Origin of the sequence: Loktanella fryxellensis (assembly GCF_900110065.1) — a bacterium.
Lineage (GTDB): Bacteria > Pseudomonadota > Alphaproteobacteria > Rhodobacterales > Rhodobacteraceae > Loktanella > Loktanella fryxellensis.
In genome coordinates, this window is the sequence record NZ_FOCI01000007.1 from 57772 (window position 1) to 84300 (window position 26529).

At 65.9% G+C, this 26529-nt stretch carries 28 protein-coding genes; 18 read left to right on the forward strand and 10 right to left on the reverse strand.

The features are described 5' to 3' along the window. Positions 1–4 precede the first annotated feature (4 nt). From bchO to crtA, 4 genes are read right to left on the reverse strand one after another with little or no spacing between them, the layout of a single operon-like run. On the reverse strand, positions 5–856 hold the full coding sequence (bchO, locus tag BMX16_RS07135) for an alpha/beta fold hydrolase BchO (protein ID WP_089900904.1): 852 nt from the start codon (positions 854–856) through the stop codon (positions 5–7). Beyond that, a complete protein-coding gene (locus tag BMX16_RS07140) occupies positions 856–2502 on the reverse strand; it encodes a magnesium chelatase subunit D (RefSeq protein WP_089900907.1) in 1647 nt (548 codons plus the stop codon). Before BMX16_RS07140 ends, bchO begins: the two co-directional genes overlap by 1 nt. Then, entirely contained in the window at positions 2495–3496 is a 1002-nt protein-coding gene (gene bchI, locus BMX16_RS07145; protein ID WP_089900910.1) for a magnesium chelatase ATPase subunit I, read from the reverse strand. Before bchI ends, BMX16_RS07140 begins: the two co-directional genes overlap by 8 nt. Next, positions 3493–4200 (reverse strand): spheroidene monooxygenase, encoded by a 708-nt coding sequence (crtA, locus tag BMX16_RS07150; RefSeq protein ID WP_089900913.1) that lies wholly within the window; start codon positions 4198–4200, stop codon positions 3493–3495. The genes bchI and crtA overlap by 4 nt, the downstream gene beginning before the upstream one ends. Positions 4201–4327: 127 nt before the next feature. On the opposite strand from crtA, the gene BMX16_RS07155 reads away from it, so the two are divergent. From BMX16_RS07155 to BMX16_RS07185, 7 genes are all read left to right on the forward strand, one after another. Further along, a complete protein-coding gene (locus tag BMX16_RS07155) occupies positions 4328–5881 on the forward strand; it encodes a phytoene desaturase (RefSeq protein ID WP_089900915.1) in 1554 nt (517 codons plus the stop codon). Continuing rightward, complete coding sequence (crtB, locus tag BMX16_RS07160) at positions 5878–6942, forward strand: 15-cis-phytoene synthase (RefSeq protein ID WP_089900918.1); 1065 nt, start codon at positions 5878–5880, stop codon at positions 6940–6942. Before BMX16_RS07155 ends, crtB begins: the two co-directional genes overlap by 4 nt. A 36-nt stretch (positions 6943–6978) precedes the next feature. Continuing rightward, positions 6979–7467: a tryptophan-rich sensory protein TspO gene (gene tspO / locus BMX16_RS07165; protein ID WP_218139849.1), complete on the forward strand. Its 489-nt coding sequence runs from the start codon at positions 6979–6981 to the stop codon at positions 7465–7467. Between the two features lie 43 nt (positions 7468–7510). Then, entirely contained in the window at positions 7511–9310 is a 1800-nt protein-coding gene (gene ade, locus BMX16_RS07170) for an adenine deaminase (RefSeq protein WP_089900920.1), read from the forward strand. Beyond that, positions 9307–10770, forward strand: a complete 1464-nt coding sequence (locus tag BMX16_RS07175; protein WP_089900923.1) for an AMP nucleosidase — start codon at positions 9307–9309, stop codon at positions 10768–10770. Before ade ends, BMX16_RS07175 begins: the two co-directional genes overlap by 4 nt. Before the next feature lie 133 nt (positions 10771–10903). Next, positions 10904–11194: an HU family DNA-binding protein gene (locus BMX16_RS07180; RefSeq protein ID WP_089900926.1), complete on the forward strand. Its 291-nt coding sequence runs from the start codon at positions 10904–10906 to the stop codon at positions 11192–11194. 65 nt (positions 11195–11259) lie between these two features. Further along, positions 11260–12132, forward strand: coding sequence for a DMT family transporter (locus BMX16_RS07185; RefSeq protein WP_089900929.1), 873 nt, complete (start codon positions 11260–11262; stop codon positions 12130–12132). Between the two features lie 184 nt (positions 12133–12316). On the opposite strand, the gene BMX16_RS07190 is transcribed toward BMX16_RS07185, so the two are convergent. Continuing rightward, positions 12317–12658 carry an ArsR/SmtB family transcription factor gene (locus BMX16_RS07190; RefSeq protein WP_089900932.1) on the reverse strand — a complete coding sequence of 114 codons (342 nt, stop codon included), beginning with the start codon at positions 12656–12658 and terminating at the stop codon, positions 12317–12319. A 209-nt stretch (positions 12659–12867) separates the two neighbouring features. On the opposite strand from BMX16_RS07190, the gene BMX16_RS07195 reads away from it, so the two are divergent. The 5 genes from BMX16_RS07195 (at position 12868) to BMX16_RS07215 (ending at position 15585) form a co-directional block, all read left to right on the forward strand. Continuing rightward, positions 12868–13227: an AtpZ/AtpI family protein gene (locus BMX16_RS07195; protein ID WP_089900935.1), complete on the forward strand. Its 360-nt coding sequence runs from the start codon at positions 12868–12870 to the stop codon at positions 13225–13227. A 13-nt stretch (positions 13228–13240) separates the two neighbouring features. Then, complete coding sequence (locus tag BMX16_RS07200; protein WP_245731407.1) at positions 13241–14119, forward strand: F0F1 ATP synthase subunit A; 879 nt, start codon at positions 13241–13243, stop codon at positions 14117–14119. A 55-nt stretch (positions 14120–14174) separates the two neighbouring features. Further along, positions 14175–14411 carry a F0F1 ATP synthase subunit C gene (locus tag BMX16_RS07205; RefSeq protein WP_089900938.1) on the forward strand — a complete coding sequence of 79 codons (237 nt, stop codon included), beginning with the start codon at positions 14175–14177 and terminating at the stop codon, positions 14409–14411. 88 nt (positions 14412–14499) lie between these two features. Then, a complete protein-coding gene (locus BMX16_RS07210; RefSeq protein ID WP_089900940.1) occupies positions 14500–15024 on the forward strand; it encodes a F0F1 ATP synthase subunit B' in 525 nt (174 codons plus the stop codon). A gap of 3 nt (positions 15025–15027) precedes the next feature. Then, entirely contained in the window at positions 15028–15585 is a 558-nt protein-coding gene (locus tag BMX16_RS07215) for a F0F1 ATP synthase subunit B (protein ID WP_089900943.1), read from the forward strand. A 160-nt stretch (positions 15586–15745) separates the two neighbouring features. Here the strand turns inward: BMX16_RS07215 and BMX16_RS07220 are convergent, their stop codons facing one another. Both BMX16_RS07220 and BMX16_RS07225 read right to left on the reverse strand, forming a co-directional pair. Beyond that, the gene (locus tag BMX16_RS07220) at positions 15746–16402 is read right to left on the reverse strand and encodes a YiaD family glycine zipper/OmpA-like lipoprotein (protein ID WP_089900946.1); all 657 of its coding nucleotides are present in this window, start codon (positions 16400–16402) and stop codon (positions 15746–15748) included. Positions 16403–16530: 128 nt separating this feature from the next. Continuing rightward, positions 16531–17385 carry a methylated-DNA--[protein]-cysteine S-methyltransferase gene (locus tag BMX16_RS07225; RefSeq protein ID WP_089900950.1) on the reverse strand — a complete coding sequence of 285 codons (855 nt, stop codon included), beginning with the start codon at positions 17383–17385 and terminating at the stop codon, positions 16531–16533. Positions 17386–17463: 78 nt separating this feature from the next. On the opposite strand from BMX16_RS07225, the gene nth reads away from it, so the two are divergent. Further along, positions 17464–18108: an endonuclease III gene (gene nth / locus BMX16_RS07230; RefSeq protein ID WP_089900953.1), complete on the forward strand. Its 645-nt coding sequence runs from the start codon at positions 17464–17466 to the stop codon at positions 18106–18108. On the opposite strand, the gene BMX16_RS07235 is transcribed toward nth, so the two are convergent. Further along, positions 18105–18800, reverse strand: coding sequence for a hypothetical protein (locus BMX16_RS07235; RefSeq protein ID WP_089900955.1), 696 nt, complete (start codon positions 18798–18800; stop codon positions 18105–18107). The genes nth and BMX16_RS07235 overlap by 4 nt on opposite strands. Further along, positions 18797–19615: a sulfotransferase family protein gene (locus BMX16_RS07240; RefSeq protein WP_089900958.1), complete on the reverse strand. Its 819-nt coding sequence runs from the start codon at positions 19613–19615 to the stop codon at positions 18797–18799. The genes BMX16_RS07235 and BMX16_RS07240 overlap by 4 nt, the downstream gene beginning before the upstream one ends. 154 nt (positions 19616–19769) lie before the next feature. Here BMX16_RS07240 and BMX16_RS07245 point away from each other — a divergent pair, with 154 nt between their 5' ends. Further along, a complete protein-coding gene (locus BMX16_RS07245; RefSeq protein ID WP_089900961.1) occupies positions 19770–21347 on the forward strand; it encodes a DUF5928 domain-containing protein in 1578 nt (525 codons plus the stop codon). 12 nt (positions 21348–21359) lie between these two features. Next, on the forward strand, positions 21360–21722 hold the full coding sequence (locus tag BMX16_RS07250) for an HIT domain-containing protein (protein WP_089900966.1): 363 nt from the start codon (positions 21360–21362) through the stop codon (positions 21720–21722). A gap of 62 nt (positions 21723–21784) precedes the next feature. Here the strand turns inward: BMX16_RS07250 and BMX16_RS07255 are convergent, their stop codons facing one another. After that, positions 21785–22717 (reverse strand): ABC transporter ATP-binding protein, encoded by a 933-nt coding sequence (locus BMX16_RS07255; RefSeq protein WP_089900969.1) that lies wholly within the window; start codon positions 22715–22717, stop codon positions 21785–21787. A gap of 105 nt (positions 22718–22822) precedes the next feature. Here BMX16_RS07255 and BMX16_RS07260 point away from each other — a divergent pair, with 105 nt between their 5' ends. The 3 genes from BMX16_RS07260 to polA are packed head-to-tail and all read left to right on the forward strand — an operon-like array spanning position 22823 to position 26469. After that, positions 22823–23005 (forward strand): zinc-finger domain-containing protein, encoded by a 183-nt coding sequence (locus tag BMX16_RS07260; protein WP_089901212.1) that lies wholly within the window; start codon positions 22823–22825, stop codon positions 23003–23005. Beyond that, positions 23002–23622, forward strand: a complete 621-nt coding sequence (locus tag BMX16_RS07265; protein WP_177174600.1) for a TIGR02117 family protein — start codon at positions 23002–23004, stop codon at positions 23620–23622. Before BMX16_RS07260 ends, BMX16_RS07265 begins: the two co-directional genes overlap by 4 nt. 42 nt (positions 23623–23664) lie before the next feature. Then, complete coding sequence (polA, locus tag BMX16_RS07270; protein WP_089900976.1) at positions 23665–26469, forward strand: DNA polymerase I; 2805 nt, start codon at positions 23665–23667, stop codon at positions 26467–26469. Positions 26470–26529: the final 60 nt, after the last annotated feature.

A 26529-nucleotide genomic window follows, 5' to 3' on the forward strand; every position in this document is an offset into this window, starting at 1 on the left:
TTTTCTATGCAATAAGGCGCTCGCGGATCAAGGATGCGAGCAGCGTCGGGTCCATCTCGTGCGCAAGGTGCCCGAGCGGTCCGATGTCGCGGTGATGTCCCTGCGGCATCCGGTTTGCGGCGGCGATGCTGGTGGCGGGCGGCACGGCGCGGTCGTTGCTGGCGGTCAGCAGCAGGACAGGCACCGCGACCTCCGACAGGTGGTCTGCCAGATCGTCCAGCGCCCACTGCGCCATCATCGACAGCGTGCCGTCCACATGATCCGTGTCGGACGCGAGCGCGAGGTAATCGCGCCGCCCTTCGGGTGGCACCACCGACCCGGTCCCAGACAAAAGCCTGTCGATGCGTTGCGCCGTGGTCGTCGCGGCGAACAGCCGCGCGGTCAGGGGGGCCGCCGCCATCGCCCGCGCCATCAGTGGAAACAGCAGCCCCGCCGCCCCGCCGAACGGGGCCAGTGCCGCGTTGATGCCAACGACGCCGTGGCGCGGGGACAGGCCGGCGCGCGCCATCTGCAATGCCAGCGCCGCCCCGGCGGAATGGCCCACGATCAGGTCCGGCACCCAGCCCTCCTGCCTGCACAGCGCGATCAGGTCGGTGGCGGTGTCGGCCAGACTGCGACGACCGCGGGTGCCCGCGCGGGTGAACCCCTGTCCCGGCTGATCGACGGCAATCACGCGGTGGTCCGGGGTCAGCAGGGGAAACAGCCCGCGCCAGCTGTGCGTGGCGCCGCCCGCGCCGTGCAGCAGCAGGATCAGGGGGCCGTCCCCTGCGTCCTGCACGTGCCAGCGGTGGGGTTTGCACATGATGTGGCGCGAGGCGTCACGCATCGGCCAGTCGGCGGGCGGTGGCCATTTCATCAGGGCACCAATGCCGCGCCGACAGCCTGCGACAGTCGCGCCGCATCGGCGCGGGGCATCGGCAGATAAGGGGCGGCGAGGGTCGAGGCGAGTTGCCGCAGGGCATCGCTGGGCCTGTTGCCGGTGTCGATCACCAGCGCGTCCATGCCGCTGGCGCGGATCAGGCGCGCGGCCGCCTGCGCATCCGTCGCCGCGCGGGCGCGGTCTGGCTGGCCGTCGCGGGCGATGTTGGCGCGTCCGTCGGTCAGCAGGCACAGGGTCGGCGTCATGCCGCGCCGCTTTGCCTGCACGCCCAGCGCCAGCGCCGCATCCAGCCCGGCGGCCAGTGGCGTGCCGCCGCCACCGGGCAGGGCGGCCAGACGGCGCTTGGTCTGCACCAGGCTGCGGGTGGGCGGCAGCAGCGTTTCGGCGTCGGTCCCGCGAAAGGCGATCAGCGCCACATGATCGCGCCGGGCATAGGCTTGCGTGAGCAGTATCTCGACCGCGCCCTTCGCCTCGGCCAGCCGTGCAAGGGCGGCAGAGCCGGAGGCATCCACGGCGAAGATCAGCACACGGTCGGAGGTTTCGGCGAATCGCCTGATCTGGATGTCGCCTGTGCGGATGTGCAGGCCAATGCGCCCGGTCTCGGCCCGGCGGATCGTCTGCCACGGGGCGGCGGTGCGCAGGGTGGCGGCGATGTCGATGCGGGCCCCGTCCTGCAACCGACCGGCACGCGACGGCAGCGGCCGCCCGCGCCGGTTGCCCAACCGCGCCGCACCGGTGCCGTCGCCCTTGCCGCTGCGGGCCTTCTGCGCCGCTAGCCTTGCCAGCAGGTCGTCGGGAATCAGGGCGCGGACCGCCTCCAGCAGCAGCTCGTCCGGGATCTGCAGGCTGTCGTTCTCTGGCGTGGTGTTGTCGTCGGCGCCGTCCTGATCGGGCGGCGGTGCGTCGTCGGGCTGCTCTTCCACCTCCGGCTCCGGCGGGGCCGGGATGCGCGTGGCGCGGTGCGCCAGCGTCAGGGCGCAGGCCACGGATATGTCGTCATCGGTCACGGCGGCGCGGCCCATCAGCGCCGCATGGGCGCGGGCGGCCCGCAGGGCGAACGTCGGCGCGCGTGCGCTGTCGATGCCGAACGCTTCGGTCGCCGCCACGATCTGCGCGATGCGGCCGGGGGCGGTGGTGATGTTTGCCACCGTCGGCAGCGGGGCAGGGGGCGGGACGACTGCCACGGCCATCGCCACGTCGGTCAGGTCGACGTGGAAAGCGAGCCGTTCGGTCAGCGTCGCGGGTGGCGCCTGATCCTCGGTCCCTTCGTCCAGCAGGATCAGGGCACGGCGCGTGCCGTCCAGATGCAGCGCCAGTTTTGCCGCCATGTCGCGCGCACAGCGTTCCGCCATGCTCAGCAGCAGCGGCCCGTCGCGGTCCAGCAGGCCGCCGCGCTGCACGACCCGTCCCGCCGCAAGCGTCGCCGTCAGGTCGAGGCCGCCGAACAGCGCGTCGTCCCCCATCGCGGGATGCAGGCGCACGGCTTCGGGCAGCGGCAGAGCGTCGCGCACCGGGCCGGAGCGTGCGCGGATGCATAGCCCGCCCAGGCCGGGGTCGATTGCCAGCAGGCGCAGCGCCAGCAGGGCGTTGCCCCACGGATCTGGCGTTGCGACGTCAGCCAAGGGTTTCGGCCAGAATGCGACCGACGCGCGCGCCGCTGCCCGCCTCGTCCAACGGGTCGCGGCGCAGGCGGTGGCGCAGGGCCATGGTTGCCGTCGCGCGGATGTGGCTGCGGGTTAGGGCGGTGTCGTCGAGCCACGCCGCATAGGCGCGGGCAGCCTTCAGCAGCGTCAATTCGCCCCGCAGACCGTCAGAGCCGAGCGCCAGACACAGCGCCGCCACGTCGCGCAGGTCGGCCTCCGACGTCGTCAGATCCTTCAGCGCCGTGCGTGCGGTCAGGATGCGGTCGCGGATCGCTGCGTCCTCGGCCTGCCAGCGCAGCATGAAGGCGGTGGTGTCGTTCTCGTAATCGTCGCGGCGACGGATCACCTCGATCCGCGTGTCGATGTCGCGGGGGCTGGCCACGTCCACCGACAGGCCGAAGCGGTCCAGCAGTTGCGGACGCAGTTCGCCTTCCTCCGGGTTGCCGGAGCCCACGAGGACGAATCGCGCGGCATGGCGCACCGACAGCCCGTCGCGTTCCACCACGTTGACGCCGGATTGCGCCACGTCCAGCAGCAGATCGACGATGTGATCCTCCAGCAGGTTGACCTCGTCGATGTATAGATACCCGCGGTTCGCCCGCGCCAACAGGCCGGCCTGGAACGCCTTTTCGCCACGCGCCAATGCGCGTTCGATGTCGAGGGCGCCGGTCACGCGATCCTCCGACGCGCCCAGCGGCAGGTCGATCACGGGGGTCGGCACCTCGGTCAGCGTGGTGGTGGCGGTGGCCCAGTCGGGCACGTCGGCTGTGCGGGCCGAGTTCACGGGACAGCCCTGCACGACGGTGATCGGCGGCAGCAGGGCCGCCAGCGCCCGGACGGCGGTCGATTTGCCGGTGCCGCGGTCGCCGAACACCAGCACGCCGCCGATGGTCGGGTCGATGGCGGTCAGGATCATCGCCAGCTTCATTTCTTCCTGCGCGACGATGGCGGAAAACGGGAATGGCGCGGTCATGCGGCCTCCTTGGTCAGTGTCGAAAGAGGGGAGCGTCCGCCCCATGTGCCGTGGTCCGAGACCACCGTGAAACGGGCATAGAGTTCCTCTGCGAACCAGCCTTCGCGGCGGACGGCGCGGATCGCGTCGGCATGCGGGCCGGTGCGCGCAAAGGCGTCCATCGCCGCCTGATCCGGCCAGACCGAGAATGTCACCTGATGCAGCATCGGCACCTCGCCGATGCCGATCTTGAACGTGACGTCGGGATCGCTGCCGATCATGTCGGAGATGCGCGGCACACGGTCCCAGAACCGGCGCAGGATGCGCGGTTTGATCGTGGCGCGGGTCAGTGCGGCGAGCGGGCCGGTCGGGGCCGGGCCCTGCGCCGTGAAGGGGGCCTGTCCCGACCACAACCCTTTGGCGGATGTGGGTGACAGCAGGACCGTCCACGCCTCGTCGGCGTTACCGGCATAGCGGGCAAAGATTCCGTCCGTCGTGCGCGCCCGCGCCGTCGTCGCATCGGGCCAGACCGCCAGAATCGCGATGACGGCGGGATTGATCGTCGGCGTGAACCCGTGACCGCGCCCGGCACCGCAAAGCTTGTGGAACCCGATGTCGGGCGTGTGCGCCAACGGCCCGCGTGCACGCGCCATCATCGACAGCGCCCAGGCACGGGCACGCCAGCCACTGAAGCGGTACAGGCTGATGGTCACGGTCTGGGTCATCGGGGTCCGGTGTGATGTGTCAATCTACCGTGACACATTTTCACCGAACCGCAAGCCTGCATGCAAAGTGATGCGGTGCGACAACTTGAGTATTGTCAACTTGACCTGACACATTTAGCCTTGAGTCATGACACATACCCCGACAGACCCCGCCGCCGACCCCCGCGCCATCGTGATCGGCGCAGGCCTTGGCGGTTTGTCCGCCGCCATGCGCCTTGGGGCCAAGGGGTACGCCGTCACGGTGATCGACAAGCTCGACCGCGTCGGCGGACGCGGCAGTTCGGTGACCCAAGGCGGCCACCGATTCGACCTTGGCCCCACCATCGTCACGGTGCCGCAGGTCTACGAGAAACTCTGGGCCGCTTGCGGGCGCGATTTCCACGCGGACGTGGACCTGCGCCCCCTGACACCATTCTACGAGATCCGCTGGCCGGACCAGTCCTGCCTGCGCGTGACAGGCGACACCGAGGAGATGGCGGCAGAGGTCGCGCGGCTGTCGCCCGGCGACGTGGCGGGGTATCGGCGGTTCCTGCGCGACAGTCAGGAGCGCTACCGCATCGGGTTCGAGGGGATGATCGACCGTCCCATGCACCGCATCTGGGAAACCGTGAAGGTGCTGCCGCATTTCGTGCGGCTGCGGGCGGACAAGTCGATCCTCGGGCTGGCGAAGAGCCGGGTCAAGGATGACCGCCTGCGCATGGCGCTGTCGTTCCACCCGTTGTTCATCGGTGGCGACCCGCGCAAGGTCACGTCGATCTATGCGCTGGTGAGCTATCTGGAAAAGGAATTCGGCGTCCATTACGCCATGGGCGGCGTGCAGGCGATCGCCGACGCGATGGCCGACGTGGTGCGCGCGCAGGGCGGCACGATCAGGCTGAACACGCAGGTCGACCGGATCGCGGTGGCGGACGGGGCGGCGCAGGGTGTCGCGTTGAAGGACGGCCAGATGCTGGCCGCACCGCTGGTGATCAGCAACGCCGACGCGGGCCATACCTATGGCACGTTGATGCGGGACGCGCCGCGCAAGCGCTGGACCGATGCCAAGCTGAAGAACCGCCGCTGGTCGATGGGTCTGTTCGTCTGGTACTTCGGCACGCAGGGCACGCGCGACAAATGGGCCGACGTGGGCCACCACACGATCATGGCCGGGCCGCGTTACGACGGTCTGCTGCGCGACATCTTTCACAAGGGCAAGCTGGCGGACGACATGTCGCTCTATGTCCACCGCCCGTCCGTCACCGACCCGACCGTGGCGCCTGCCGGTGGCGATACCTTCTATGCGCTGTCGCCCGTGCCGCATCTGGGATTCGCCAACCCTGTGGACTGGCAGGCGGAAAAGCTGCGCTACCGCGACAAGGTGGCAAAGGTGCTCGACACCCTGATCCCCGGTTTCCGCGACCACCTCACGACCGACTTGATCTATACGCCAGAGGATTTCCGGGACCGCTATCTGTCGCCGCACGGATCGGGATTCTCGCTGGAGCCGCGGATCCTGCAATCCGCATGGTTCCGGCCTCACAACATCAGCGAAGAGGCCAAGGGTCTGTTCCTGGTGGGTGCCGGCACCCATCCCGGTGCTGGCGTGCCGGGCGTGGTGTCGAGTGCCGAGGTGCTGGGCCATCTGGTCCCCGATGCCCCCGTGGTGCGCACGGCGCCCGTCCTGCCGATGGCCGCCGAATGACTGCGCACGGCATCAGTCCCGCCGATCTTGCGCATTGCCGCGACGTGATCCGCACCGGGTCGCTGTCGTTCCATGCGGCCAGCCGCCTGCTGCCGGGGCGCGTGCGCGATCCGGCGCTGGCGCTCTATGCCTTTTGCCGCGTTGCGGATGACGAGGTGGACGAGGGCCGCGACAAGACCGCTGCCGTCCTGCGTCTGCGCGACCGCCTTGATCTGGCCTATGCGGGCCGTCCGCTGAACGCGGCCGAGGATCGGGCGTTTGCCGCCATCATCGCCGCCTACGACATGCCGCGTGCCCTGCCCGATGCGTTGCTGGAGGGGTTGGCCTGGGACGCGCAGGATCGCCGCTATGCCACACTGTCCGACGTGCGCGGGTATGCTGCTCGCGTGGCGGCCGCCGTCGGCGCCATGATGTGCGTGCTGATGCAGGTGCGCTGCGCCGACACCATCGCGCGGGCCTGCGATCTGGGCGTCGCCATGCAGCTGACCAACATCGCCCGCGACGTGGGCGAGGATGCCCGCGAAGGCCGCCTGTACCTGCCGACCGACTGGCTGGCCGATGCTGGCATGACAGAGTCCGCGTTCCTGTCGGACCCGCGCCCCGGCCCGGTGCAGTGCCGCATGGTGCGCCGCCTGCTGACCGAGGCGGACACCCTCTATCGTCGGTCCGAGGCCGGGATCGCCGGTCTGCCCGCGTCTGCCCGTCTGGGCATCTGGGCGGCACGGCTGATCTATGACGGCATCGGGCGTCAGGTCCGGCGGCAGGGCTACGATTCGATCACGCGGCGGGCGCGGACCAGCCGCGTGCAGAAACTGGCGTGGATGGGGCAGGCGGCGGGCCTGACCGTGGCCACCTTTGTCATGCCGCGGCCTGCGGTGATGTATGCCGCCCCGCTGCCGGAGGTGGCGTTCCTTGTGGATGCGGCGGGACGTCAGACGCGGACGCCTGCGCGGTCGGTCGCGGTGCTCGACACGCTCGCGGCCCTGTCGCGCCGCGAGAGCGGCCATTTCGATACGGGACATTTCGAGGGCGGACCGGTATTGGTGCGACGATCGGCCTGAGAAGGCCGCACGTCTTCCAGCCCGAGAGGCAAGCCCATGTCCGTGTCCATCACCCTGTTCCTTCTGTTTCTGGCGGCGACCTTCGCCGCCGGGGCCACGGGTGCGCTGTTCCCCACCGGAGAGTGGTACAAGCGCCTGAACAAGCCCGCCTGGACACCGCCCAACTGGGCGTTTCCGGTGATGTGGACCACTATCTATCTGCTGATCGCGTATGCGGGCGCGCGGTTGGCGCTGCTGCCGGGCAACGCGTTTGCGATGGGGTTCTGGGCGCTTCAGATTGCGTTGAACGCGCTGTGGACGCCGGTGTTCTTCGGCCTGCGACGGTTGAAGGGGTCGCTTCCCATCATGGCGGCGCTGTGGCTGGCGGTCGCCGGGGCCACGGTCACGCATTTTCAGCTGGATTTTTGGGCGGGCCTCGCCTTCGTGCCCTACCTGCTGTGGGTCACGGTGGCGGGCGCGCTGAATTACACGGTGATGCGCCTCAATCCCGATGAACGCCCCCTCGACATCGCCAATCTGCCCTGATCGGGGTCTTGTCCCGCGCCGGGCTTTGGTGTCACGTCGGCATATGACCTACGACATCCCAACATGGGCCGACTGCGCCCCCCGCCTCGTCGCCGTGGCCGCCGGGCGCAGCCCCGCCGATCTGGTGATCCGCAACACCCGCCTCGTGAACGTCCAAAGTCGAGAGGTGCTGGACGGCTGGCAGGTCGCGGTGGCCGACGGGCGGTTCGCCTATGTCGGGCCCGATGCCAACCATTGCATCGGCGACGGGACCGAGGTGATCGACGGGCAGGGCCGCTACCTGATCCCCGGTCTGTGCGACGGGCACATGCACATCGAAAGCGGGATGCTGACCCCGGCGGAATTCGCCGCCGCCGTGATCCCGCATGGCACCACGTCCATGTTCGCCGACCCGCACGAGATCGCCAACGTCCTTGGCCTTGCCGGTGTGCGGATGATGCATGACGAGGCGCTGATGCAGCCCGTCAACATATTCACCCAGATGCCGTCCTGCGCCCCCTCCGCCCCGGGGCTGGAGACGACGGGGTTCGCCATCACTGCCGACGACGTGGCAGAGGCGATGGCATGGCCCGGAATCGTGGGTCTGGGCGAGATGATGAACTTTCCGGGCGTCATCCAAGGCGACGCGCAGATGCTGGCGGAAATGGCCGCAACCATGCGCGCGGGCAAGACCGTGGGCGGCCATTACGCCAGCCCCGACAAGGGCATCGCGTTCCACGCCTATGCCGCCGGGGGTGCCGCCGATGATCACGAGGGCACGGCGGAATCCGACGCCATCGCCCGCGTGCGGCAAGGGATGCGCAGCATGATGCGGCTGGGGTCTGCGTGGTATGACGTGGAAAGCCAGATCACGGCAGTGACGCAACGCGGCCTTGATCCGCGGAACTTCATCCTGTGTACCGACGACTGCATGGCGGGGACGCTGGTGAACGACGGGCACATGAACCGCGTGGTGCATCACGCCATCGCCTGCGGCTGCGATCCGGTGGTGGCCTTGCAGATGGCCACGATCAACACCGCCACGCACTTCGGGCTGGAGCGTGAGTTGGGGTCGATCGCGCCGGGGCGGCGGGCCGACATGATCCTGACATCCGATTTGGTCACACTGCCCATCGAACAGGTCTTCGCTCGGGGGCGGCTGGTGGCGAAGGACGGCACGATCACGGTGGACTGCCCGCATTACGACTGGCCCGCGTCCACGCGTCGGACCGTGTATCTGGGCAAGGCGCTGGTGGCGGACGACTTTGCCATTCCCGCACCGCAGGGGGCCAATGCCGTCAGCGCCCGCGTCATCGGCGTGGTGGAAAATCAGGCCCCGACCAAGGCGCTGACGTTCGAGCTGCCGGTGACCGAAGGGCGTGTGCAGGCGACCGGCGAGGTCTGCCAGATCGCGCTGGTGGAACGGCATCGCGGCACGGGCGGCGTGGTCAACGGTTTCGTCAGCGGGTTCGGCTATACCGGGCGCATGGCGATCGCATCCACCGTGGCGCATGACAGCCACCACATGATCGTGGTCGGCACCGATGCGGGCTGCATGGCGCTGGCCGCCAACCGGCTGGGCGACATCGGTGGCGGCATCACCGTCTGGCAGGACGGGGCGGAAATCGCCCTCGTGCCGCTGCCCATCGCGGGGCTGATGTCGGATGCGCCTGCGGCCACGGTCGCCGCACAGGCGCAGGCGATGGTGGCGGCGATGGCGGACTGCGGCTGCACGCTGAACAACGCCTACATGCAACACTCGTTGCTGGCGTTGGTGGTCATCCCCGAATTGCGGATCAGCGACCTGGGGCTGGTCGACGTCACGACGTTCCAGCTGACCCCCCTGTTCGAGACGCCCGCATGACCCGTGACCGCCTGACCCCCACCGTGCCCGACGCTGCCCAGTTCGACGACGCCGGCGCCGCCGTCGCCCGCCTGTGTGAGCTCTATGACGCGGCGACCGCGTTCCTGACCGAGAATTTCCGCGCCGTGCTGCGCGACGGGCGCAGCGACGTCAGCTATCGCGCCTTCTATCCCGAGATCCGCCTGACCACGACAAGCTATGCGCCCATCGACAGCCGCCTGTCGTTCGGCCATGTGCCGCAGCCCGGCACCTATGCCACCACGGTCACGCGGCCTGACCTGTTCCGCCACTACCTGACGCAGCAGATCGGACTGCTGATGCAGAACCACCGGGTGCCCGTCACGATTCGCGTGTCCACCACGCCGATGCCGGTGCACTTCGCGGTTTCGGGACAGGCGACCATCCCGCAAGAGGGGGCGGCAGAGTTCCATCTGCGCGACATCTTCGACGTGCCGGACCTGTCCACGACCCACGATGCCATCGTGAACGGGCATGGGTTCGTGTATCCCGACGGGGCGGCACCCTTGGCCCCGTTCACAGCACAGCGGGTCGATTATTCGCTGGCGCGGCTGCAGCATTACACCGCGACGGATGCCGAGCACTTTCAGAACCACGTGCTGTTCACCAATTATCAGTTCTATATCGAAGAGTTCGAATCCTTTGCCCGCCTGATGCTGGCCGATCCGGACAGTGGCTACACTGCCTTCGTCGGGCCGGGCAATCAGGTCATCACTGATCCCGACACGCCGCTGCCGCCACCCGCCAAGCTGCCCCAGATGCCGACCTATCACCTGAAACGGGCCAAGGGCGATGGCATTACCTTGGTCAACATCGGCGTCGGCCCCAGCAACGCCAAGACGGCGACCGACCACATCGCTGTCCTGCGCCCGCATGCATGGCTGATGGTCGGGCATTGCGCGGGCCTGCGCAATTCGCAGCGGCTCGGGGACTTCGTGCTCGCCCACGCCTATCTGCGAGAGGATCACGTGCTGGACGACGACCTGCCCGTCTGGGTGCCGATCCCGGCGCTGGCGGAAATCCAGATCGCCCTGTCCGATGCGGTACGCGAGGTGACGCAGCTCGACGGGTTCGAGCTGAAGCGGATCATGCGCACCGGCACCGTCGCCACCATCGACAACCGCAACTGGGAATTGCGCGATCACTCCGGCCCCGTGCAGCGCCTGTCCCAGTCCCGCGCCGTGGCGCTGGACATGGAAAGTGCGACCATCGCCGCCAACGGATTCCGGTTCCGCGTGCCCTACGGCACCCTGCTGTGCGTCAGCGACAAACCCCTGCATGGAGAGCTGAAATTGCCGGGCATGGCGTCCGATTTCTATCGCCGCCAAGTGGCCCGCCACCTGATGATCGGGATTCGCGCGATGGAGGCATTGCGCGAGATGCCGCTGGAACGTATCCACAGTCGCAAGTTGCGCAGCTTTGAAGAGACGGCATTCCTGTAAATCCTGTTGAAACAGGCGAAATATGGCCTTTTGGCCTTGCGCTGCATCACAAAGCGTTGTGGTGTCCCATGACATACCGTTTACTTAAACCCATTCGTCCCCCTGGGGGGGCATCTTCAGGGAGATACGACCGATGGCAACCAAACCGATGACCAAAGCCGCCCTCGTCACGGCGCTGGCCGACAAGACCGGCATGGACAAGAAATCCGCAGGCGCGGCGCTGGACGCGGTGACCGAGATCATCACGTCCGAGGTGTCCGGCGGCGGTGCCGTGACCCTGCCCGGCGTCGGCAAGATCTATTGCCGCGAGCGCCCTGAGCGGATGGTGCGCAACCCCGCCACCGGCGAGCAGATGAAGAAGGACGCCGACAAGGTCGTCAAGATGACCATCGCCAAGGCGCTGAAGGACAGCGTGAACGGCTGATCTTGCATCCCACCGGGATACAGGAAAGGGTCGCCCCATCGGGCGGCCCTTTTGCGTGAGGCGACATGGATTTCAAGGCCTTGTTCATGGGCTTCGCTTTCGCGGCGATGTGGTCGTCGGCCTTCACCTCGGCCCGGATCATCGTGCAGTATGCACCGCCCCTGACGGCGCTGTCGCTGCGGTTCCTGATTTCCGGCCTGCTGGGCTGCGCCATCGCATGGGCGCTGGGCCAGTCGTTCCGCCTGACGCGCCGGCAATGGATCGGCGTGCTGGTGTTCGGCCTGTGCCAGAACGCGCTCTATCTCGGTCTGAACTTCGTCGCGATGCAGACGGTGCAGGCCTCATTGGCCGCGATCATCGCATCCACCATGCCTTTGTTGGTGGCGCTCGCGGGTTGGGTCGTGTTCGGCACCCGGGTGCGCCCGTTGGGCATCGCCGGGTTGCTGGCGGGGGTGGTCGGCGTCGTCCTGATCATGGGGGCCCAGCTGTCGGGGGGCACGGACATCGGCGGGCTCGCCCTGTTGGTGGTGGGCGTGGTGTCGCTGACCGTGGCCACGCTGGCGGTGCTGGGCGCGTCGTCCGGCGGCAACGTCATGGCGATCGTGGGCCTGCAACTGTTGGTGGGGTCTGCGCTGACCGCCATCCCGGCGCTGCTGTTCGAGCCTTTCGTGGTGGACTGGAACTCCACGCTGATCGCGGCCTTTCTTTATACCACGCTGGTGCCGGGGCTGGCGGCGACATGGGTGTGGTTCATGCTGGTCGGCCGGATCGGGACCGTGCGGGCCAGCACGTTCCATTTCCTCAACCCGTTCCTTGGCGTCCTGATCGCCGCCGGTTTTCTGGGCGAGCGGATCGGACCGCTGGACGTGCTGGGCGTCATCATCATCGCGGGCGGCATCCTTGCGGTGCAGATCAGCAAGCAGCCAGCGACGGCGTGACGGGAACTTTGTTCACGGCGGCGTGTTGCGTCCGTGAATGAGAGAGGGATAAATCATGCGCAACATCATCTACATCATCGGCCTCGTCGTCGTCGTGCTGTTAGTTCTCAGCATCCTCGGACTGCGCTGAACACGAGCCTTTGACGAGTTTTCGCCGCCGCGCCCCCCGGGTCCGGCGGCTTTTTTACGACTCGGGCTGTGTCGTCCCGATCCGCTCATGATCGAGAAACGCCTCGAATGCATCGAGGTCGATCCCGTCGATCTGTCCGAACGCCTGCATCCACACGGCTGCACCGCGCAGGGCATCGGGCTCCAGCTTGCACCATTTCACGCGCCCTCGCTTTTCCTGCGTGATCAGGCCCGCCGCCATCAACACGCCCAGATGCTTGGAAATTGCGGCAAGTGACATCGCGAATGGTTCGGCCACGTCGGTGACGGCCATGTCGTCCTCCAGCAGCATCGACAGGATCGTGCGCCGGGTCTGGTCGGACAAAGCGGCGAATGTGGTGTCGAGGCTGACCGGCATACCCTCATCTGCTGCGAATGGATGACGAACGTCAACCGGATGGTTGAATGACACGGCCCTTGTTTTCAAGGGTCTGGCGCAGGGCACGTGTTGGCCGGATGGGGTCAAAACCATTTAGAATCAACAATTTGTCTTGATATCGGGCCGGGTTGACTCGGACCATGCTGCCGCATAGACCGCACACAGTAATTTGACGGGACCCAGCCTGCGTGACAGACCGCCCCGAGCCAGACGATCCCGCCCAGCGCCTCAAGGCGCTGGAGGAGAAGCTGGCGGCACGGCGCAAGACGACACAAGGCGAGGTTCTGCAGGGCGGTCACTATCAGGGTCAGCTGGCCTGGCGGATGGTGATCGAACTGGTGGCCGGTCTGGGGATCGGTTTCGGCATCGGTTACGGTCTGGATCGTCTGTTCGGGACGCTTCCGATCTTTATGGTGATTTTCGTCCTGCTGGGTTTCGTGGCGGGGATCAAGACGGTCATCCGGTCGGCCGAAGAAGTGCAGAAAAGACAACTTGCAGACCAGATGGGGACTGCAACCAGGAACGAGGGTGACACACGTGGCGACTGAAACGACCCAGCTGTTGGCGCAAGCCACCGACGCCACGCCCGATGTGATGGCAATCCCTGATGGTACCGTCGTCACCGAGGGTGGCGACGTCGTCCATTCTGCTGCGGCGCCCTACGACGCGGCGGCCGATGCGGGCGGTTTGTCGTTCTATCCGCTCGATCAGTTCATCGTGCGTCCGATTTTTGGCCCGGGCGGCGTGTTCGATCCGGCGTCCCCCGTTCCAGAGATTCATTGGTACACACCGACCAATGTGACGCTGTGGCTTGCCCTCGCTGTTCTGTCCATCACGCTCTTGTTCGTCGTCGGCAGCCGTGGCCGCGCCACGATCCCAAGCCGCACCCAATCCATAGGAGAGCTGTTCTACGGCTTTACCTACAAGATGGTCGAGGACATCTGCGGCAAGGAGGGACTGCGTTATTTCCCCTACGTAATGACGCTGTTCATGTTCATTCTGTTCGCCAACTTCCTGGGCCTGTTGCCCATGTCGTTCGCCACCACCAGCCACATTGCCGTCACTGGCGTGCTTGGCTTTGGGGTGTTCGCAGGGATCACCGTTCTGGGTTTCGTGCTGAACGGCCCGAAGTTCCTGAAACTGTTCTGGATGACCGAAGCGCCGCTGATGTTGCGGCCGATCATTGCCGTGATCGAGCTGATCTCGTATTTTGTGCGGCCTGTCAGCCACTCCGTGCGTCTGGCGGGCAACATCACCGCCGGTCACGCCGTGATGAAGGTGTTCGCCACATTCGGCGCGATAGCGGTGGTCAGCCCCGTATCGGTCCTCGCGATCACCGCGATCTATGGACTTGAGGTGCTCGTCTGCGCCATTCAGGCCTACGTCTTTGCCATTCTGACCTGCGTGTACCTCAAGGACGCGCTTCACCCCGCCCACTAGGGCGCAGGTCCGATCACGAACCACCACCGCAATTCCATTGTAAGGAGAAAAGATCATGGAAGGCGATATCGCAAGCATGGGCCAGTTCCTCGGTGCCGGCCTCGCAGCTGTCGGCACGGGCCTCGCAGCACTGGGCGTCGGCAACGTGGCCGCCACGTATCTGGCCGGCGCGCTGCGCAACCCCTCGGCTGCCGCATCCCAGACCGCCACGCTGTTCATCGGCCTCGCATTCGCAGAAGCACTGGGGATCTTCTCGTTCCTCATCGCCCTGCTGCTGATGTTCGCGGCCTAAGTCGCAGCCACAACATCCTTACGACTTTCCGATGCGGGCTTGATGTCCGCATCGGAGGGTTGCACCACAAGCGAACCGAGGAGCAGAAATGGCTACCGAAACCGTTGCCGGACAAGAAGCGTCAGGCGGAATTCCGCAACTCGATTTATCGTCATTTCCGAACCAGATCTTCTGGCTGCTGGTCGCGCTTGTCGCGATCTACCTCGTCCTGTCCCGTATCGCCCTGCCGCGCATCAGCGGCGTGCTGGCGGAACGTGCTGGCACCATTTCCAACGATCTAGCCGCAGCCGAAGAGATGAAGCTGCGCGCCACCGCCGCAGAGGTCGCCTATGAAAAGGCGCTGGCCGACGCGCGCACCGAATCGAACCGCATCGGCGAACAGGCCCGCGTGGCGGCGCAAGCCGACCTCGACGCGGCCATTGCCGACGCCGACCGCACCATCGCCGCGCAGACCGCAAAGGCCGAAGCGAGCATCGCCGAAATCCGCGCGAGTGCCGCCGACAACGTGGCCATCGTCGCCAAGGATGTGGCACAGGCGCTGGTCACAGCCATGGGTGCGACTGCCGATCAGTCCATGATCGACGCCGCCGTCACCGACCGGATGAAAGGGTAAGCCATGCGTTATCTGTCGATCCCGCTGTTTCTGCTGACCGCGTCGCCTGCCCTTGCCGCGACCGGCCCGTTCATCTCCTTGGCGAATACGAACTTCATCGTGACGCTGGCGTTCATCGTCTTCGTCGGCATCCTGATGTACATGAAGGTGCCGTCCAAGATCGGTGCCATGCTGGACGCGCGTGCCGACAGCATCCGCGCGGATCTGGACGAAGCCCGGTCGTTGCGCGAAGAAGCGCAGACGCTTCTGGCCTCTTACGAGCGCAAGCAGCGCGAGATGCTTGAACAGGCCGACCGCATCGTCACCAATGCGCGCGCTGACGCCGAGCGGGCTGCACAAACATCCAAGGACGAAATCGCTGCGTCCATCGCCCGTCGTCTTGCCGGTGCCGAAGAGCAGCTGGAAAGCGCCCGTGCCGCAGCCGTCAAGGACGTGCAGAACCGCGCCGTGACCGTCGCCGTTGCCGCCGCGAAGGACGTGATTGCGCGTCAGATGGATGCGGGGCGTGCAAGCGCACTGATCGATGAGTCGATCGCGACCGTGAAAGACAAGATTCACTGACAGCCGCATTTCGTACGGCAACCGAAAAGGCCCCGCCGCGGATAGCGGCGGGGCCTTTTTCCGTCGTGAGCCAAGGAGACGATCAGGCGCGGTAGCTATCGCTCATGCAAAAGGGGCTGCCCTTGCGGACAGCCCCCCATGGTGTGCCCTATGCGGGGGGTCAGTTCGGTGTGATGACGATGTCCACGCGACGGTTCTGCTGACGACCCTCGGGCGTCAGGTTGGTCGCGATGGGCTGGTCTTCGCCACGGCCGATCGACTGGATGCGGTTCGCAGCCACACCGTTGCTGACGAGGACCGACGACACGGCCTGCGCGCGGCGCTGGGACAGGTCGGCGTTGAAGGCGGCGGCACCCACGTCATCGGTGTGACCGATCACGTTGACGGTCGAGTTTGGGTACTGCTGCAGCGAACGGGCCAGCGTGGACAGGTTTCCGGCTGCGGCACCCGACACGGTGGTCGAATTCGTGGCGAACAGGATGTCCTGCGGCAGCGACACGACCAGGTTCTGACCGTTGTTCACGACGCCGACGTTGCCGCCCAGCTGGTTGCGCAGTTCCTGTTCCTGACGGTCCAGCGCGCTGCCGACGGTGGCACCGGTCGCGGCACCAAGGGACGCGCCGATCAGGCCGTTGCGGATCCGCTCGGACCGGTCGTCGCCGGTTGCAGCACCGGCCAGCGCGCCGAGGCCGGCACCCAGGGCGGCGCCTTGACCTGCCATGCGGTTGTCGTTCGGGCCGCCGGTGCCGGCGCAGGCCGTGGTCAGGGCCAGCGCTGCGATGGCCAGCGTCAGGTTCGTGCGGGACAGGGTGATCATGTTTGACTCTTTCTTGGATGGGCCCGGCAGAACCGGACGTCTGATGCCCATCTGCCGAAACGTGGAATGATATGCAATAACGCCGCAATGCTACCGCAAGTTCCACGCAATATCACGCCGTCGTGAGGTCAAGGCATCGGCGCAATGGCGCTGTCAGCCGCTACGCGGGCGCTTTCCCACGCCAGAAGGGTGCGTTTCACCGGTAGACCCCAATGATACCCGCCCAGCGCACCGGATTTCCGCAACGCGCGGTGGCAGGGAATCAGCAAGCTGACCGGATTGCGCCCGACCGCCGTGCCCACTGCCCTGACGGCGCGGTCATGGCCGATGGATGTGGCGATGTCGGAATAGGTCGCCACATGACCGCTGGGAATGCGCAACAGCGCCTCCCACACCTTGATCTGGAGGGGTGTGCCCATCATGTGCAGGCGCGTCTCGCCGATGCCTGCCAAGGCGGCCTGTGTCCATGGCGCGATGGCGTCTGCGTCCATCACGAAGCTTGCCTGCGGCCACCGTCCCGCCAGATCGGCCCATGCGGCATCGCGCCCCGTATCTGCCGCAAAGGCCAGACCGCACAGACCCCGGTCCGTGGCCATCGCCAGCACGTCACCGAAGGCGCTGGGGAACCAACTCGCACGGATCGTCAGCCCCGCCCCGTGTTTCGCATAATCGCCGGGTGTCATCGCCTCCCACCGCAGGAACAGGTCGTGCAGGCGGCTGCTGCCGGACAGACCCACCGCCTGTGCGGCGTCCAGAGTGGTGTGACGGTCCCGTAGCAGATCGCGGGCGTGGGTCAGGGTCAGGAACTGCTGATAGCGTTTCGGCGACACGCCGACCCACGTGGTAAAGACGCGCTGGACATGTGCCTCGCTCATGCCGATGGCATGCGCCAGATCGGACAGGGGCAGCGGCTGGCCGCCGTGGGCGTCGATGATGGCGATGGCGCGGGCCATGACGGCGTAATGATAAGACGGCTGTTCCATGCGCCGACCCTACCGTGCGGACATCCCTGCGGCGACCCGGATCTTGCGCATCCCGCCTGTGCCGGGGCACAAGGGCGCATGACACCACAGCTCGACTACGCGACGATCCGGCAGATCTTCGACCGCTTTCATGCGGCCGACCCCGAACCGCAGGGCGAGCTGGAGCATGTGAACGCCTATACGCTGGTCGTGGCCGTCGCCCTGTCGGCGCAGGCGACGGACAAGGGCGTGAACAAGGCGACGCGCGGCCTGTTCGCCGTGGCCGACACGCCCGAGAAGATGCTGGCTTTGGGGCTGGAGGGTGTCACAGAACACATCCGCACCATCGGCCTGTTCCGCAACAAGGCGCGGAACGTCATCCGCCTCAGCCAGATCCTTGTCGATCAGTATGGCGGTCAGGTGCCCAATTCGCGTGCCGCGCTGCAATCGCTGCCGGGGGTGGGGCGCAAGACGGCCAACGTGGTGCTGAACATGTGGTGGGGCTATCCGGCGCAGGCGGTGGACACCCACGTATTCCGGGTCGGCAACCGCACCGGCATAGCACCTGGTCGCGATGTCGATGCGGTGGAACGCCGGATCGAGGATCACATCCCCGTCGATTACCAGAACCACGCGCATCATTGGCTGATCCTGCATGGCCGCTATACCTGCGTGGCGCGCAAGCCGAAGTGCGCGGAGTGTCTGATCGTCGACCTCTGCGGGTTCGCGGACAAGACGGTCTAGGCTGTCGCCAACCAAAGCGCATCCAGCGCGTCGATGGCGGCGGGATCAAAGCGCGCCTCTTCCTTCCAATATTTACCGCTGGGCACGTAATAGGCCAGCCGCGCCTCCTCGGCCTGCGCTGCCGCCATGCGCGCCGCGTCCGGTGTGGCGCCTGTCGTCGGCAGCGTGTCGGGCGTGGCGCGGGGGAACACCAGCCGGCTGTCGTCCGCCGACAGATTTACGCAGGCGCAGCCCTGTGCCGCCGCCAAGGCCTGCAACCGCGCGGATTTGGCGAACAGGGACCGCAACGTGACGTCGGCGCGCAGCGGGTCCGCCGTGCCGGTGCCATAGAAATGCGTGGCCCCCGCTGCCGGATAGACCATGTCGCAGCCGATGAACGCCATCACGCTGGGACGCAACGCCCCCAGTGCCCAATATCCCGCAGTAAAGGCCATGGTGCCCCCGGCATAGACGAAACCGCCGTAGTCGTTCTGCACCGGGACGTAGTCGTCCGCCGTCACGATCCGCTGCGCGCCGGACAGCACGGGCGGCATCCGGTCGGCGGGAAAGTCCGATGGGTGGATCAGCACATCCCAGTCGTCGCGCACCCGCCACGCGTTGTTGATCGTCACGATCACGTCGAACGCGTCGCGCGACCAGGGCCGGGCCTGCACCGCGTTGGGACCGGACCCGATGATCAGGACGCGGGTCATTCCCCCAGCTTGGCGTGAACCTCGGCCAGGTCGATCTGGCCCGTGGGCATCTTGTTGTCCGGGTTGTCAAAGTCGTAGCGGAACAGCTGGAAATCCTTCTTGTAGATCTCGAACATCAGATGCATCGACAGGTCGTCGAAATAGTCCGACACCTTGTGTAGGCGTTTCGGCCCGTGCCCTTCGCTTTCGTTGAAGCGGGGGATGGTAGCCAGATCGACCTTGTGGGGTGTGTCGATGGCCTGCAGCACCTCGCGCATGCCGTCGTTGAAGTCCTCCGTCCAGAAGATCTTGTCGTAGGTGCCGCCGTTCACGATGAAGGTCGAGATGTGCCCCGACATGGCGGACCAGTGGATGTCGGGCTCCATCGGGCGCCGCCAGCGGATGGTGTCGCGCGCAAACAGCAGAAAGCGGCGGAACGACTTGATCTGGTCGAACTCGAACCCCGTCTCCGGCTCGCCCACTTCGATCCCGTATTTCTGCACCAGAAGCGGCACGAGGTTACCGCGATAGCGGCGGCCGTTGCGCTGGATGCCGCAGATCTTGTCGAAGAAGGACGACAGGATCCGGGTGTAGGGATTGCGCACGCAGGTAAAGGCATAGCTGCGATGGGCATTCACGTTCGCCTCGATCAGCGGCTGGCTGGCGTCGATGGCCCATTTGTGCATCCCGCCCTGCGCGTCGTGGATGTCACCGTCAAAGAAGCTGCCGTTGTCGGAATAATACATGATCTGCCCGATGGTCGAGCAGGCGCATTTGGGCACGACGCGGTACACCATGCTTTCGCTGGTTGTCATCCAAGTGCCGGGAAACCCCATCGCTGCAACCCTTTCGCTGCGGTCGGGTCACGCCGCAGGCAACCCTTGTCGTGTCTTAGTGGACCGGGATTCGCAAAGAAACCCTGTATGTCGGATGGCCATTCACGCTATGACGACCCTGCACGAGGTTCAACGGGATCAAGACGGCCCTTTTATGGCGAAAATCGCGTTTATCCTGCTGTGCCACAAGGATCCGGACGCGATCATTCAGCAGGCGCGACAGTTGACCGCCGTGGGCGACTGCATCGCGATCCACTTCGATGCCCGCGCACCGCGAGAGGCCTATGACCGCATCCAGACGGCATTGGCCGACGACCCGAACGTCGCCTTTGCCAGCCGTCGCATCCGATGCGGCTGGGGCGAATGGAGCCTGGTGCAGGCGACGCTCTATGCGGTCGAGGCGGCGGTGGCCGCGTTCCCGCGCGCCACGCATTTCTACATGGTGTCCGGCGACTGCATGGCGATCAAATCGGCCAGCTTTGCGCATGATTTTCTGGACCGCCATGACAAGGACTACATCGAAAGCTTCGATTTCTTCGACAGCGACTGGATCAAGACCGGCTTCAAGGAAGAACGCCTGATCTATTGGCACTGGTTCAACGAGCGCACGCAGAAGCGGCGCTTCTACTGGAGTTTCTGGGCGCAGCGCCGCTTCGGGATCACACGACAGGTGCCTGCCGACCTGCAGGTGATGATCGGCAGCCAGTGGTGGTGCCTGCGCCGCCGCACGATCGAGGCGGTCCTCGATTTCACGCGCACCCGGCGCGACGTGATGCGGTTCTTTCGCACGACGTGGATCCCCGACGAGACGTTCTTTCAGACCGTCGTGCGCCACCTGATCCCGGGGAAGGAGATCGAGACGCGCACGATGACGTTCCTGATGTTCACCGACTATGGAATGCCCGTGACGTTCTTCAACGACCACTACGACCTGCTGCTGGCGCAGGATGCCCTGTTCGCCCGCAAGATCAGCGCCGAGGCGAAGGAGCTGAAGGCGCGGCTGGGCGCGCTCTATGCCTCCGAGCGGCAGGATTTCAGGATTTCGAACGAAGGGCGCAACCTGTTCACCTTCCTGACGGGGCGTGGCCGGATCGGGCGGCGGTTCGCGCCACGGTTCTGGGAAACCGAAAGCAGTCTGGGCCGCGAGCGCGAGTTGTTGATCGTGACATGCAAGAAATGGCACGTCGCAAAGCGACTGGTGGCGGCGATCCGCGATCAGACGACCGTTCCGGCCATCGACTATCTGTTCAACGAGGAACGCACCGACATGCCGGACCTTGGCGGGATCGCCGCGAGCCTTGGCAAACGGACGCGGCACCGGCGGGCGTTGATGCGGATGTTGTTCGACTATTACGCGACGGAGCGGATGGTGATCTGCCTCGACACGTCCAGTCTGGACCTGATGCAGGATTTCTTCTCGGACCGGTCCATCACCCGTCTGCTGGAGATCGAGTGCGCGATGACCGACGACTATCTGATCGGCCATGCGCGACGGACGGGACTGGCCGGAGAGCAGACGTCGTCCGATGCCTTGGCGCAGATCCTGCCGACCGTCCGGTTCGACATCCTGTCGGAGGCTGACCGCATCCGCGATGCGGGCTTTGCCAACCACGTGCGGATCCGCGAAAGTGCCGGCCCCGCCGAGAATGCGACGGCGATTGCCGCATTCCTGAACGTGCCGCCGGAAACGGCCGGCAGCATCGCCCAGACCCCCTACCTGTTTGCCGATTGAGGAGTGCCGACCATGACATTCGACTATGACGACCGGAACATCTTTGCCCGCATCCTGCGCGGCGAGATCCCGAACAGCACCGTGTTCGAGAACGACCATGCCTTGGCCTTCAAGGATATCGCCCCGCAGGCCCCGGTGCATGTGCTTGTGATCCCCAAGGGGCCGTATGTCAGCCTCGATCACTTTGCCGCCGCCGCCAGTGCCGACGAGCAGGTCGGTTTCTTTCAGGCGGTGGCAGAGGTCTGCCGGATCAGCGGCGTGGACGAGGGGTTCCGCGCCATCGCCAACACCCGCAGCCACGGCGTGCAAGACGTGCCGCATTTCCACCTGCACATCCTGGGCGGGACGCGGCTGGGCCGGATGTTGCCCGCCTGAGGCACGGCACCGGTTGGCCCACCGGGCCGACGCTCACCCCACGCGCCTCTCTGTGCCTGTCGTTACCGACCGGAGGTCAGCGACAGGAACACCTCTTCGAGGTCGGGCTGTTCGCTGGTGACGTCGCGGATGGTGATGCCTGCGGCCTGCACCGCGTCGATGACCCGACCTGCGGGAATCTCGCTCGACCTGTAGGTCAGGGCAAAGGAGCCGTCGTCGCGCCGTTGCCCGGATATGCCGTGGGGCAGGGGGGGCAGTTCGGCATGTTCCGCATCGGGGCGGATCACCAGCGTCTTGCGATCCAGCGTGCCCAACAGGTTGGCCGTGGTGTCGCGCACGATCATCTCGCCGTGGTTGATGATCGCGATCTCGTCGCACATCGCCTCGGCTTCTTCGAGGTAATGGGTCGTCAGGATGATGGTCATGCCGTCGTCGTTCAACTGCCGCACGTTCTGCCACAGCATGTTGCGCAATTCGATGTCCACACCGGCGGTGGGTTCGTCGAGGACGAGGATCTGGGGCGAGTGCACCAGCGCCTTGCCAAGCAAGAGCCGCCGTCGCATGCCGCCCGACAGGGACCGGGCATAGGCGTCCGCCTTGTCCGACAGACCGATCAGGTCGAGGATCGCATCGGTGCGCCGCTGCGCCTTTGGCACGCCATACAGCCCCGCCTGCACGTCCAGCGATCCGCGCGGCGTAAAGAACGGGTCGAGGTTCGGTTCCTGCGGCATGATCCCGATGGCGGCGCGGCTTTGACGCGGGTTCACGTCCTGATCGAAGCCCCAGATGCGCACGCTGCCCGCGGATTTCAGCACCAGACCGGCCAGCACGTTGATGAGCGTCGATTTGCCGGCCCCGTTCGGTCCCAGCAGGCCAAAGATCGACCCGCGCGGAATGTTCAGGTCGATGCCCTTCAGCGCCTCCTTGGCGGGGGACTTGCCGGTGGCGGCATAGGTCTTCTTCAGGCCTGCGATCTCGATGGCGTTGTCGGTCATGGGGGCTTTCCGTGGACTTGCGGGGCTGGCACCGGCCCTGCCGCTGCGATAGTGTCGGCACTGATCTATGGCGGGTGCATCCCGCGACAACAGACAGGCATGCGCATGACACGTCCGGCACCGGAAACCAAGATCGTCGACACATGGAAAGTCGCCTGCGACGGCAGCGGCCCCGGTCTGGGCCATCCGCGGGTCTGGCTGGCGATCCCGCACGACACCGGCTGGGTCGAATGCGGCTATTGCGATGCGAAGTTCGTCCATGCGGATTTCGCGGAACAGCACGATTGATCCGTCGTCTGGCGCTGGCGGTCCTGCTGGCGCCGGTGCTTTATCTGCTGGCAGGCACGCTGGGTGGCGCGATCCGGATTGGTGAGGTGGCCGATCCGCCTGACGCCGCGGTGCTTTTGCTGCACGGCCCCATCCACACTGATATCGTCCTGCCGGTCACGCCAGAGGTGCGACGGTCGTTCGCGTTTCTGAAAGCGTCCGGCATGGCGATGGACGATCCGGCGATCCGGTGGATCGTGATCGGCTGGGGCGCGCGTGATTTCTACATGCGCACCGCGACGGCAAGCGATCTGGCGATAGGTCCGGTGATGCGGGCCATCGCCGGTGACAGTGCGGTGATCCGCGTCGAAACCGGTGGCACCGAGTGGGATACGTCGCAACTGGCGCAGGTGCCGCTGACGGCTGCGCAGTTCACCCGGCTGGTGGGCACGATCCGCGACAGCTTTGCCGACACGGTGCCGCTGGCGGGGCCGGGCTTCAACGCGTTTGATGCGTTCTATCCGGCGCACGGGCGATTCAATCTGCTGCGGACCTGCAACGTCTGGGTCGGCAACGTGCTGCGGCAGGCGGGCGCGCGGGTCGGAATCTGGACCCCATTCACATGGACGCTAGTCTGACGGTATGCCAGAACCAGCGTAACGCTGACGAAGGATGGGCACATGACGACGCAATTCGGCCAAGGCTGCCACCTGCACCTGATCGACGGTTCGGCCTTCATCTTTCGCGCCTATCACGCGCTGCCGCCGCTGACGCGGGCGTCCGACGGCCTGCCGGTGGGCGCGGTGTCCGGCTTCGTCAACATGCTTCAGCGGTATATCGAGGGGAACAGCGGACCTGATGCCGCGACCCATGTGGCGGTGATCTTTGACAAGGGCAGCCACACGTTCCGCAACGACATGTACGACCAGTACAAGGCCAACCGCGAAGCGATGCCCGAGGATCTGCGCCCACAGATCCCGCTGACCCGTCAGGCCACCCGCGCCTTCAACATCGCCTGCGAGGAATTGCAGGGGTTCGAGGCCGACGACATCATCGCCACCCTGTCCCATCAGGCCCGCCGTGCCGGTGGCCGCGTCACGATCCTGAGTTCGGACAAGGACATGATGCAACTCGTCGGCGACGGCGTGGACATGCTGGACCCGATCAAGAACAAGCGCATCGACCGCGACGGCGTCATCGAAAAGTTCGGTGTCGGTCCGGAACGCGTCGTCGACGTGCAGGCGCTGGCGGGCGACAGCGTCGACAACGTGCCGGGCGCACCGGGCATCGGGATCAAGACCGCGGCGCTGCTGATCAACGAGTTCGGCGATCTGGAAAGCCTGCTGGACCGCGCGTCCGAGATCACCCAGCCCAAGCGCCGCCAGACCCTGATCGACCACCGCGCGCAGATCGAATTGTCCAAGCGTCTGGTGCAGCTCGACTGCGACATGGAGCTGCCCTTCACCATCGACGATCTGGAAATCCGCGACCCCGACCCGGAGGTTCTGCTGGGCTTTCTGGCCGAGATGGAGTTCCGCACCATCACCAAACGCATCGCCGACCGGCTGGGCGCCAAGGCCCCGGTGATCGAGGCGGTCCCCGCGCCCGACGTGCCCGTAGAGGATGCGAAACCCTTTGGCGGGTATGACTGCGTGCGGACGATGGACCAGTTGCAAGTCTGGATCGACCGGATCAGAGAGCGCGGTTACGTCGCCGTCGACACCGAGACGACATCCCTGAACGAGATGCAGGCGGAGCTTGTCGGCATCTCGCTCTGCGTCGATGCGGGCACCGCCTGCTACATCCCGCTGGCGCACAAGGCGGCCAAGCAGGACGACCTGTTCGGGTCCGACGCGCGCGCCGAGGGGCAGATGGACATGGCCACCTGTCTGGCCGCGCTAAAGCCCGTGCTGGAGGATGCGAGCATCCTCAAGATCGGGCAGAACATGAAATACGATGCCAAGGTCTTTGCCCTGCTGGACATCGCCGTGGCCCCGATCGACGACACGATGCTGCTGTCCTACGCCCTTCATGCGGGTCTGCACGGGCACGGCATGGACACGCTGTCGGAAACCTATCTGAAACATCAGCCGATCCCGATCAAACCGCTGCTGGGGTCCGGCAAATCCGCCATCACTTTCGACCGGGTGCCGATCGACGATGCGGTGGCCTATGCGGCAGAGGATGCGGACATCACCCTGCGCCTGTGGCAGCTGCTGAAACCGCAACTGCATGTCAAACAGGTCACGACGGTCTACGAGACGCTGGAACGCCCGTTGGTGCCCGTGCTGGCGCGGATGGAGATGACCGGCATCAAGGTCGACCGCGACACCCTGTCCCGCATGTCCAACGCCTTTGCACAGAAGATGGCGGGACTGGAGGACGAGATCCAGACGCTGGCGGGGCGCAAGTTCAATGTGGGCTCCCCCAAGCAGTTGGGGGAAATCCTGTTCGATGAATTGAGCCTTGCGATGCCCGACGGCAAGAAGCCGTCCACGGGCAAGACAGGCGCCTATTCCACCGGCGCCGACGTGCTGGAGGATCTGGCGACGATCCACGACCTGCCGCGCCGCATCCTGGACTGGCGGCAGCTGGCCAAGCTGAAATCGACCTATACCGATGCGCTGCAGGATCACATCGACCGCGACACGGGGCGGGTGCACACGTCCTATTCCATCGCGGGCGCTGTGACCGGGCGCCTCGCGTCCACCGATCCTAACCTGCAGAACATTCCCGTCCGGTCAGAAGAAGGGCGGCGCATCCGCGAAGCCTTTATCGCCGACGATGGCAAGGTGCTGGTCAGCCTTGACTATTCCCAGATCGAATTGCGCATCCTCGCCCATGTGGCGGGGATCGAAGAGTTGAAGCAGGCGTTCCGCGACGGCGTGGACATCCACGCGCTGACGGCGAGCGAGATGTTCGACGTGCCGCTGGACCAGATGACGTCCGACATCCGCCGTCAGGCCAAGGCGATCAACTTCGGCGTGATCTATGGCATCAGCGGCTTCGGCCTTGCACGCAATCTGCGCATCCCGCGCGACGTGGCGCAGGGGTTCATCGACCGCTACTTCGAACGTTTCCCCGGCATCCGCGCGTACATGGACGACACCGTGCGGTTCGCGAAGGATCACGGCTATGTCCAGACCCTGTTCGGCCGCAAGATCAACACGCCGGAAATCAACGCCAAGGGTCCGCAGGCGGGGTTCGCAAAACGCGCCGCGATCAATGCGCCGATTCAGGGCACCGCCGCCGACGTCATCCGCCGCGCGATGATCCGCATGCCTGCCGCCATCGCGGGCCAGCCCGCCAGGATGCTGCTGCAGGTCCACGACGAGCTGTTGTTCGAGGTCGATGACGGCGCGCAGGACACCCTGATCGCCACCGCCCGCGACGTGATGGAAAACGCCGCCGACCCGGCGGTGAAGCTGGACGTGCGGCTCGCGGTCGAGGCGGGGCAGGGCGCAAATTGGGCCGCAGCACACTGAGGCGCGGAACAAGATCGGTGGGACTGGGGTTCGTCAGGTGAAACTTTCACCAAAGGACGA